Consider the following 10,131-nt stretch of genomic DNA (forward strand, 5'->3'; position numbering starts at 1 on the left):
GTATTCGGTGCCCCCCTTGCGGGTCAGGTAAGCGTCGCTGACCACCTTGGCGATCGCCCGCCCGCCGAGCACCGGGCTCCAGCGCTCGGTGACCGGCCGCACCACCACGCCCTCGCGCAGGTGCAGTTCACGCCCGGAGACGCTCTCCTTGCCCCGGGCGAACCCCAGGACGGTCTCCGGGTCGAACGGCCCGCGCCACAGCTCCGGCACCAACGGAAGCTCGCCGTCCAGAAGTTCGGCCGCCGAGAACCAGTTCAGCTGCCCGTCCACCACGGCCGAGACGTCGAAGGCGGCGTAGCCGGGCCGCTCGGTGCGCGCCGAGGAGCCGTAGCCCAGGTCCTGCACGCCCTCGCCGAAGACCTCGCCGAAGACGCCGACCCGCTCGGCCCCGAGGCGCTCCGCCAGCCGGGCGGCGGCCGCCGGGATGCCGTAGGCGCGCACCGCCCGCCAGTAGAGGTTTCGCTCGTCCTCGACCAGCGCCAGCCCCTGCGCGCCGATGCCCTTGGACGACACCTGCACCTCGCCGGTGGCGGCGACGTACGTGACCAGGCAGCAGCTGCCGTGCAGCTTCTCGGTCAGCACCACAGGCTCGCCCGGCTCGAAGGCGTCGGGGTAGCGCTTGAGGTTCTCGATGTCCACCCAGGGCAGCAGGTCGGGCGCGCTGACCACGTCGCCGCTCATCGACGTGGGCACCGGCGGCTGCCACTTGACGACCCCGAGCAGTTCGGCGAAGTCCTCGCCGCGCTCGGCCGCGGCGGCCAGGTCGGTGCCGGCGAGCGCGGCGGGCCGGCAGACGATGCCCTGGGACAGCTCGCCGCGCAGCCGTACCGCCTTCACCCGGTTCGCCCGGGCGCCGGCCAGCTTGCCGGTCAGGCCGAGCTCATCGATCAACTCATCGGGCAGGACGGACTGTTCGGGGATGTATACGGCGTGGTCCCCGGTCCGGTACATGCCCTTGGCGACCACCGCCCGGTAGAGGCCGACCTGCGCCAGCTCCAGGGCATCGGCGTTCGGGTGCTCCAGGACGGTCAGCTTCTCCGCGGTGACGCGCAGCGTGGACATGGAAGGACTCCTCCCCTTGGTTCGGCCGCGGCGGTGCTTGCGACCAACCCGGCCGCGTGTACGGACGGCCACCACTCTGTCCGTTCGACCACCTACGGCGCGACGCAATTTCCGCGCGCCCCTTCCGGCCCCGCCGACATGACCCGCGCGACCCGCCCCACCCGCACGACCCGCCTCACACCCGCGCGACTCACCCCGTCAAGTGCCCTCGCCATGTGGCCCCCGGACCTGTTTGAGCCATCCCACAGCAGTCCGGAGGCCCGCGCCGGCTCCCGCCTGTGCAAACCGACAGGGGATTTATCGCTCGCATATGCGGCACTATGATCGCCGTAATGGCCGCAGCTGCGGCCAGTCCCTCGCGCCCCTTCCGGCGCGCACCCTGGAGGGGAACCACCGATGAGCACCCGCACGCCCACCACCCGCAGGCTCGCCGTCGCCGCCGCCGCGGCCCTCGCGCTCACCCTCGGGGTCACCGCCTGCGGCAGCGACGGCGGCAAGTCCTCCGGTTCCACGGCCTCCTCGGCCACCTCCCCGGACGCCTCCGCCGCCGGCAGCGGCGTCCCGAAGGCCTCCGGCACCGTCACCGTCTTCGCCGCCGCGTCGCTCAAGGAGACCTTCACCGAGCTCGGCAAGAAGTTCGAGGCCGCCAACCCGGGCGCCAAGGTCACCTTCAACTTCGGCGGCAGCTCCAGCCTCGCCACCAGCATCAACTCCGGCGCCCCGGCCGACGTGTTCGCCGCCGCCAGCCCGGCCACCATGAAGACCGTCACGGACGCGGGCGGCGCGAGCGGACAGCCGACGGCCTTCGTCAAGAACACGCTCACCATCGCCGTCCCCAAGGGCAATCCCAAGCACATCGCGGGCCTCAAGGACCTCACCGCCTCCGGTGTGAAGGTCGCCCTGTGCGCAAAGGAGGTGCCGTGCGGCGCCGCCGCCCAGACCGCGCTCAAGGCTGCCGGCCTCGACCTCACCCCGGTCACCCTGGAGCAGGACGTCAAGGGCGCGCTCACCAAGGTCGAACTCGGCGAGGTCGACGCGTCCCTGGTGTACCGGACCGATGTCCAGGCCGATGCTGCGAAGATCGACGGCGTGGACTTCCCCGAGGCCGCCAAGGCCGTGAACGACTACCCGATCGCCGCCCTCGCCAAGGCCCCGAACAAGGACGGCGCCGCCGCCTTCGTCGCGTACGTCCAGTCGCCCGAGGCCAAGCAGGTGCTGACCGCGGCGGGCTTCCAGGCGCCGTGAGCGACCGCACCACCGGCTCCGGGCCGAACCGCCCGGACCAGGACCACCCGAAGCAGGACCACCCGGCCCGTACCGCCGACGGCGACCCGGCGGAGTCCGCACAGGCAGGACCCGCGCAGGCAGCACCCGCGCAGGCCCTGCCGCGGCGGCGCCCGCGAAGCCGCCGGCCACGCACGCACCGCGTCCCGGTCACCCTGCTGCTCCCGGCGCTGCTCGGACTGGCCTTCCTGATCCTGCCGCTGGTCGGTCTGCTGATCCGGGCCCCCTGGAGCGGCCTGTCCGAGCAGCTCACCAGCCCCGCCGTCTGGGACGCGCTGCGCCTGTCGCTGATCAGCGCGACCGCGGCCACCGCGGTGTCGCTGGTCCTCGGCGTCCCGCTGGCCTGGCTGCTCGCCCGCACCGAGCTGCCGGGCCGCCGGATCATCCGGGCGCTGGTCACCCTGCCACTGGTGCTGCCGCCGGTGGTCGGCGGTGTGGCGCTGCTGCTGGTGCTCGGGCGGCGCGGCATCGTCGGCTCCTGGCTGGACTCGGCCTTCGGCATCACGCTGCCGTTCACCACCACCGGGGTCGTGATCGCCGAGGCGTTCGTGGCGATGCCGTTCCTGGTGATCAGCGTCGAGGGCGCGCTGCGGGCCGCCGACCCCCGCTACGAGGAGGCGGCCGCGACCCTGGGTGCCTCCCGGCTGACCGCGTTCCGGCGGGTCACCCTGCCACTGATCGCCCCTGGGATCGCCGCCGGTGCCGTCCTGGCCTGGGCCCGGGCGCTCGGCGAGTTCGGCGCGACGATCACCTTCGCGGGCAACTTCCCGGGCCGCACCCAGACCATGCCGCTGGCCGTCTACCTGGCCATGGAGTCCGACCCGCAGGCGGCGATCGCGCTGTCGCTGGTGCTGCTGGTGGTCTCCGTCGCCGTCCTGGTCGGCCTGCGCGACCGCTGGCTTTCGACTCCGTGACCCGGCCCGCGCGCACGGCCTCGGACACCGTTGCGGACGCTTCCCCGCACACCTCCTGCGACACTCCCCCGGACCCAGCGGACCCAGCGGACGCAATGGACCCGAGGGACCCGATGGACCCGCTCGACCTCCCGGGCACTCTGGACACCTGGACGCCATCCCGATGAACACCGACAGCCGCCCCGGCCCCGCCCTGGACGCCCGCCTGCGGGTCGAGCGCGCCGCGTTCTCCCTCGACCTCGCGCTCACCGCCGCCCGCGGCGAGGTGGTCGCGCTGCTCGGCCCCAACGGCGCCGGCAAGTCCACCGCCCTGCGCGCCCTCGCCGGACTGCTCCCGCTCACCGGCGGCCATCTGCGCCTGGACGGCCGCCTCCTGGAGGACCCGGCGCAGCGTGTGCACACCCCGGCCGAGGAGCGTCCGGTCGGGGTGGTGTTCCAGGACTACCTGCTGTTCCCGCACCTCAGCGCACTCGACAACGTCGCGTTCGGCCCGCGCTGCCAGGGCCGCCCCAAGCGCGAGGCGCGCGCGGAGGCGGCCGGCTGGCTGGAGCGGATGGGCCTGGCCGACCACGCCTCGGCCCGTCCCGGCCGGCTCTCGGGCGGCCAGGCCCAGCGGGTGGCGCTCGCCCGCGCTCTCGCCGTGCGCCCCCGGCTGCTCCTGCTGGACGAGCCGCTGGCCGCCCTGGACGCCCGCACCCGGCTCGACGTACGGTCCCAACTGCGGCGCCATCTGGCCGAGTTCGAGGCGGTGGCGGTGCTGGTGACGCACGACCCGCTGGACGCCATGGTGCTGGCCGACCGGCTGGTGGTGATCGAGGACGGCCGGCAGGTGCAGTCCGGCAGCCCGGCGGAGGTCGCCCGGCACCCGCGCACCGACTACATCGCCCGGCTGGTCGGGCTGAACCTGTACCAGGGCCGGGCCGAGGGCACCCGGGTCACGCTCCCGGACGGGGCGGTCCTGGCCACCGCCGAGGAGCTGGACGGCCCGGCCTTCGTCGCCTTCCCGCCCTCCGCCGTGACGCTGTACCGGGAGCGCCCGCAGACCAGCGCGCGCAACCTGTGGAAGGCCGAGGTCACCGGGCTGGAACTGCACGGCGACCGGGTCCGCGTCGAGCTCGCCGGCGACCTGCCGATGGCCGCCGACCTCACCCCGGCCGCCGTCGCCGAGCTGGAGCTGACGCCCGGCGCCGCGGTCTGGGCCTCGGTCAAGGCCACCCAGACGCACGCCTACCCGGCCTGACGCCCCACGGCGGTCTCACTCCGGCGCCCCCGGCGCGATCCCCCCGGCGCAGTCACTCCGGCGCGGTCTCACCCCGACGCGATCACTCCGCCGGCTCGACGAACCCCGACTCGTACGCCGCGATCACCGCCTGGGTGCGGTCCCGCGCGCCCAGCTTCGCCAGCACGCTGCTGACGTGCGTCTTCACGGTCTGCACGCCGAGGAACAGCCGCTCGGCGATCTCCCCGTTGCTGAGGCCGCGCGCGACCAGTCGCAGCACCTCCGCCTCGCGCTCGGTCAGCGCCGCCCGCTCCATCGCCGCACGGGCGGTCGGGTTGCCGTGCCCGGCCGCCAGGCGGCGGATCGCGGCCGGGAACAGCAGCGACTCGCCCGCCGCCACCAGCCGTACCGCCTGGGCGATCTCGGCCGGGCGGGTGCGCTTGAGCAGGAAGCCGTCCGCGCCCGCGCGAAGCGCCTGGTAGACGTAGTCGTCGTTCTCGAAGGTGGTCACGACCAGGATCCGCGGCGGGCGCTCACCCGGTGCGCCGGGGCGCAGCAGCTCGCGGGTGGCGGCCAGGCCGTCCAGCACCGGCATCCGGACGTCCATCAGCACGACGTGCGGACGCAACGCGCGGGCCAGGGCGACCGCTTCCGCGCCGTCGGACGCCTCGCCGACCACCCGCAGGTCCCCCTGCGCCTCCAGGACGGCCCGCAGACCGGCCCGGACCAGTTCCTCGTCGTCGGCGACCAGGATGTCCGTCATCCCGGCGGCTCCTCCGGCCGGACCTGCCATCGCAAGATCGTTCGTCACGAGCCCAAGCGTAGAGGCAGGCGCACGGCAAGCACCCACTCCCCGCTCCCCTCCTCGATCGACCCGGTCGCCCCCGTCGCGGCCCCCGTCCCTGTCACCGTTCCCGCCGCTGCCGTGCCCACCGCCGCCGTTCCCGCCCCTGCCGCCGTGCCCGCCGCCGAAGGCCCCGTCTCCGCCTCCCCGCCGAGCAGCGTGGCGCGTTCGCGGATTCCGCGCAGTCCCTTTCCGCCCTTGCGCGTTGCACCCCTGCCCGCCCCGCCCGCCCCGCCCGCCGGAGGCCGCGCCGCTCCGTTCGCTGAACGTCCGGCGCCGGGCAGCCGGTTGGCGCAGCGCAGCTCCAACCGGCCGTCCCGCACGGCGATCCGGATGTCGATCGGCTCGCCCGGTGCGTACTTGAGCGCGTTGGTGACGCCCTCCTGGACGATCCGGTACGACTCGCGGGAGAGCACCCCTGGCAGGGTGCCGGGCTTCACGTCGACCCGCGCCTCCACCGGGCTGCCGGCCGCCCTGGCGGTGTCGAACAGCGTGGGCAGCTGGTCGATCCCGGGCTGTTCGGTGGCCACGCCGTTCGCCCCGGCCGGGGTCTCGCGCAGCAGCACGAGGGTGCGTTCGAGGTCCTCCATGGCCTGCCGGCCGGTCTCCTCGATGACTTCGAGCGCCTTGGCGACGAAGTCCCGGTCCCCGACCTCGCGCGCCGCGCCCGCCTGAAGGACGGTCACCGTCAGGGCGTGGCCGATCGAGTCGTGCAGCTCGCGGGCCAAGCGGTTGCGTTCCAGGAGCCGTTCGGCCCGCAGCTCCGCCTCGGCCAGCCGCTCGGCCGGGGAGGGGCCCAGCAGCCGTATCGCCATGGCGAGTTGGAGGCGGCCGGCGCACACCAGGAACCAGCCGAAGCCGAGGACTGCCAACGGTACGAGCGGGAGGTACCAGAGAGCGTCCGGGCCGGTCAGCCGGTCGAAGGCCCCGGTGATCCCGAAGACCAGCGGGAACCCGACCGCCGAACCCAGCGCGACCCGCCCGATCAGCCAGCCCGCCGTCCGCCGCCGGTCGGCCCAGGTGCGGGAGGGCTCGGCGGCGATGTCCTCCTCGCGGTCGGGCACCAGCAGCAGCCGCGCCTGCACTCCCTCGGCCCGGCGCGCGGCCGGTATGAGCGCCGCCAGCGCGAGCAGCACGACGTCCACCGAGACGCCCGCCATCAGGATCTCGCCGAGGCCCTTGTGGTACGTCCCCGGATAGACCATCAGCACGATGCCCGCGAAGAACCACCCCACCAGCAGGTGCAGCATCCGTGCGTACGTGGCGCCGGCCACCAGCGGCGCGAAGAGCCCGGACACCGCGCTCAGCGGCGCCGCGGTCACGGGCACCGCGCTCTTCAGCACTGCGATCTTGGACATTGGGCCATCCTGCCAGTCCGCCCCCGGCTCCCGGCTCCCGCGCCGGTCGCCCGCGATCTCCCTCCCGGGAGGGAGGCGGCTCCCCGCCCCGGCGGGATCCGCCGCACCGGCCCGCTCCGGTCGAATGGAGCCACCGCCCGGGGCCGACCACAGCGAGCACCGGCGGAGACCGCCATGACGACGAGACGAGGGGAGCGGGCCGTGATCGAGATCCAGGGCCTGACCAAGGAGTACGACGGCCGGCGCGTCGTCGACGACCTGACCTTCGAGGTGCGACCCGGCGTGGTGACCGGCTTCCTCGGCCCGAACGGCGCTGGCAAGAGCACCACCATGCGCCTGGTCCTCGGCCTCGACCGGCCGACCGCCGGGCACGCCCTGGTCGACGGCCGCCCCTACGTCGAACTGCCCGACCCGCTGAGGACGGTCGGAGCGCTGCTGGACGCCCAGGCACTGCACGGCGGCCGGACCGCGCACGGCCACCTGCGTTGGCTCGCCGCGAGCAACGGGCTGCCGGCCCGCCGGGTGGACGAGGTGCTCGGCCAGGTCGGTCTGGCGGACGCGGCCGGACGGCGGATCCGGGGCTTCTCGCTCGGCATGCGCCAGCGTCTCGGGGTGGCCGCCGCACTGCTCGGCGACCCGCCGGTGCTGCTGCTGGACGAGCCCGTGAACGGCCTGGACCCGGAAGGCATCCGCTGGATCCGCACCCTGCTCCGCGATCTGGCCACCGAGGGCCGGGCGGTGCTGGTCTCCTCCCACCTGATGACCGAAATGGCGCTCACCGCCGACCACTTGGTGGTGATCGGGCGCGGCCGGCTGCTGGCCGACGCCGCCACCTCCGAGTTCATCGACCGCCACGGCCGGACCCGGATCAGGGTCCGCGCCGTCGACCCGACCAAGCTCGCCGCCCTGCTCCGCGACCCCGGACACGGCCTCGACGCCACCGAAGTCGACGGCGGCGCCTGGGAGGTGAGGGGCGCCGAACCCGAGCGGATCGCCGCGCTCGCCGCCGCCGACGGCGTGGTGCTGTACGAGATCGCCGTGCAACAGGACTCCCTGGAGGAAGCGTTCATGCGGATGACGGCCGACAGCGTCGAGTACCGTGCGGAGGCCGCCGCGTGAACGCTTCGCCCCCTGCCGTGGCATCCGCCGCGACATCCGTCGTGACGTCCTCCGGGTCCCCTGCCGTCAACGCCCTGCGCGCCGAGTGGATCAAGCTCACCACGCTCCGCTCGCTCTGGATCACCCCACTGCTCGCCCTGGTACTCACCGCGGGCGTCACCGCCGCCGTCGGCGCGGCCCTCGGCGGCAAGGACCACAACATCACCGACGACCCAGGTGTCGGCGTCTTCTACGGCCTCAACTTCGGCCAGGCGGCGCTGACCTGCTTCGGCATCCTGCTGATCGGGCAGGAGTTCAACACCCGCATGATCGGCACCTCGCTCACCGCCGTCCCGCGACGCGGCCGGCTCTACGGCACCAAGCTCACGCTCGGGGCACTGGTCGGCCTGGCGGTCGGCGCCGTCGGCACGGCGGGCGCCTTCGCCGGGTACGCGGCCTCCGTCCCCGCCGACTGGGACGGGCCCGCCTTCGTCCGCACCGCCGTCTCCGGGGTGCTCTACCAGACGCTGGTGGTGGTGCTCTGCCTCGGAACGACCGCCATGCTGGGCAACCTCACCGCCGCCATGGGACTGCTGGTCCCGACCCTCTTCCTGCTCTCACCACTGCTCGGCGGCGTCCCGGGGGTACGCCGGGTGGTCCAGTTCCTGCCCGACCGGGCCGGCCAGTACGCCCTGCGGTACGTCGACGACCCGCAGATCGCCTACGGCCACTGGACCGGGCTGCTGATCATGGCGCTCTGGACCGCCCTGGCGGCGTACGGCGGCCTGCGGGCGATGCGGCGCGCCAAGTGACCACGGGCGAAAAGGACATGGGAGACGGGACATGGGAGCGACGATGAGCACGATGGCCGACGCGGTACGCGCCGAACGGGTCAAGTTCACCACCCTGCCGTCGCAATGGGCGGCCCCGCTGGTCGCCCTGGCGCTGACGGTCGGCGTCACGGCGGCCGTCAACGCCGCCTACGGGGCGAAGGACCACACGGCCGGCGAGGACCCGGCCGGGGGGATCTTCTACGGACTGCTCTTCGGGCACGTCGCGGTGGCCTGCCTCGGGATCCTGCTGATGGGGCAGGAGTTCAACACCCGCATGATCGGCACCTCGCTCACCGCCGTCCCCCGGCGCGGCCGGCTGTACGGCGCCAAGCTCGCGCTCGGCACCGGGCTGGGCCTGCTGCTCGGCCTGGCCTCAACGGCGGGTTCGTTCCTGGTCGTCGGCGCCACCGTCGGCCTGGACCTCTCCGCCCCGGGCCTGACCCGCAGCTTCCTGGCCGGCGTGCTGTACCACCCGATGATGGTGCTGATCTGCCTCGGACTGACCGCGATGCTGGGCAACTTCAGCGCCGCGCTCGGCCTGCTGACCCCGATGGTGTTCCTGGGCACCACCTGGCTGGCCGCCATTCCCGGTGTCCGCGAACTCGGCCAGTTCCTACCCGACCGGGCCGGCCTGTACGCGATGCGCACCCAGCCCGAGCCGGGCGTCCACTACGGCCACTGGACCGGGCTGCTGATCATGGCGCTCTGGACCGCCCTGGCGGTCTACGGCGGGCTGCGGGCGATGCGGCGGTACGAGCCGAGCTGACGGGCGACGGGGAACAGCGGACGGATGACAGATTTCAAACTCTGTCATCCGTCCGCTGTTATCTGTTAGCCGTCATCTGTTCGCCGTCGTTCGTCGCCGCCACCCGTCGCCCGACAGCCGCCCGACAGCCGCCCGGCCCCCGCCGTCACCGCAGCGCCGGGTGCTCCGCGATCACCGTGCAGCTGCCCGGCGCGATCTCGGTGAAGCCCGCGTCCTGGACCACCGGCAGCCCGCTGCGGACGAGTTCCTCCCACGCCTGCGGCGAGGCCGTTCGGACCGCGAGCGCGAAGCCGGCCTCGGCCCACTCCTTGCGCTGCGCCTCGTCCAGCCGCCACCACGCGAGCTGAGCGGCGTGCCCGGTCTGCGCCATCGTCTTGCCCGCGCTCATCTCCAGCTCGGGGTTGAGCCACAGCACCGGCAGCCCCGGCTCGGGCGCCGTGACCTCGACCGTCTCCTCAAGGTCCGTCCCGGACACCTGGAGCTTGGCGAGGTCCTTCGGCCACCCGTCCAGCGGGACCGGCGGGAACACCCGCACCTCGGCCTCCCGGCCGTGCACCGTGAGGCCCGGCAGCTCGCCCGCCCGACGCCACTCCCCACCCCGGGCCCGCCGGACCACCTTGCGGATCCGGGCGTCCTCCCAGGCCGCGACCCGCTCCGCCCACTCGCGTTGCGCCTGGACTTCCTTGAACACGCCGTCACCGATCCGGTCCGCCTCACCGCCGCATCGCTGACGGACGCCGCCGCGAGGCTTTC

General features: G+C 74.0%; 10 protein-coding genes. 6 read left to right on the forward strand and 4 right to left on the reverse strand.

Annotated elements, in window-relative coordinates:
• Positions 1-1,062: RNA ligase (ATP) (locus ACIQOV_RS11715; RefSeq protein ID WP_401047612.1), on the reverse strand; the 1,062-nt coding region annotated here is incomplete at its 3' end.
• A gap of 396 nt (positions 1,063-1,458) precedes the next feature.
• Between ACIQOV_RS11715 and modA the strand changes: the two genes are divergently transcribed.
• From modA to ACIQOV_RS11730, 3 genes are all read left to right on the forward strand, one after another.
• Positions 1,459-2,307, forward strand: a complete 849-nt coding sequence (gene modA / locus ACIQOV_RS11720) for a molybdate ABC transporter substrate-binding protein (protein ID WP_401047615.1) — start codon at positions 1,459-1,461, stop codon at positions 2,305-2,307.
• Between the two features lie 137 nt (positions 2,308-2,444).
• Positions 2,445-3,260, forward strand: a complete 816-nt coding sequence (locus ACIQOV_RS11725; protein WP_380349367.1) for an ABC transporter permease — start codon at positions 2,445-2,447, stop codon at positions 3,258-3,260.
• Positions 3,261-3,423: 163 nt separating this feature from the next.
• Positions 3,424-4,500 carry an ABC transporter ATP-binding protein gene (locus tag ACIQOV_RS11730; protein ID WP_401047618.1) on the forward strand — a complete coding sequence of 359 codons (1,077 nt, stop codon included), beginning with the start codon at positions 3,424-3,426 and terminating at the stop codon, positions 4,498-4,500.
• 82 nt (positions 4,501-4,582) lie between these two features.
• On the opposite strand, the gene ACIQOV_RS11735 is transcribed toward ACIQOV_RS11730, so the two are convergent.
• Together ACIQOV_RS11735 and ACIQOV_RS11740 are read right to left on the reverse strand one after the other, a co-directional pair.
• Entirely contained in the window at positions 4,583-5,242 is a 660-nt protein-coding gene (locus ACIQOV_RS11735; RefSeq protein ID WP_401047636.1) for a response regulator, read from the reverse strand.
• 44 nt (positions 5,243-5,286) lie between these two features.
• Positions 5,287-6,681 (reverse strand): sensor histidine kinase, encoded by a 1,395-nt coding sequence (locus tag ACIQOV_RS11740; protein ID WP_401047622.1) that lies wholly within the window; start codon positions 6,679-6,681, stop codon positions 5,287-5,289.
• 174 nt (positions 6,682-6,855) lie between these two features.
• On the opposite strand from ACIQOV_RS11740, the gene ACIQOV_RS11745 reads away from it, so the two are divergent.
• The 3 genes from ACIQOV_RS11745 to ACIQOV_RS11755 are packed head-to-tail and all read left to right on the forward strand — an operon-like array spanning position 6,856 to position 9,378.
• Entirely contained in the window at positions 6,856-7,800 is a 945-nt protein-coding gene (locus ACIQOV_RS11745; RefSeq protein ID WP_401047624.1) for an ATP-binding cassette domain-containing protein, read from the forward strand.
• A gap of 41 nt (positions 7,801-7,841) precedes the next feature.
• Positions 7,842-8,591 carry an ABC transporter permease gene (locus ACIQOV_RS11750; RefSeq protein ID WP_401047626.1) on the forward strand — a complete coding sequence of 250 codons (750 nt, stop codon included), beginning with the start codon at positions 7,842-7,844 and terminating at the stop codon, positions 8,589-8,591.
• A 43-nt stretch (positions 8,592-8,634) separates the two neighbouring features.
• The gene (locus ACIQOV_RS11755; RefSeq protein WP_401047629.1) at positions 8,635-9,378 is read left to right on the forward strand and encodes a hypothetical protein; all 744 of its coding nucleotides are present in this window, start codon (positions 8,635-8,637) and stop codon (positions 9,376-9,378) included.
• 145 nt (positions 9,379-9,523) lie between these two features.
• Here the strand turns inward: ACIQOV_RS11755 and ACIQOV_RS11760 are convergent.
• Positions 9,524-10,131 (reverse strand): aminoacyl-tRNA hydrolase (locus ACIQOV_RS11760; protein WP_401047632.1); only part of this gene is annotated, 608 nt, incomplete at its 5' end.

The sequence above is a fragment of the Kitasatospora sp. NPDC091257 genome, from assembly GCF_044757675.1.
Classification (GTDB): domain Bacteria; phylum Actinomycetota; class Actinomycetes; order Streptomycetales; family Streptomycetaceae; genus Kitasatospora; species Kitasatospora lactacystinica.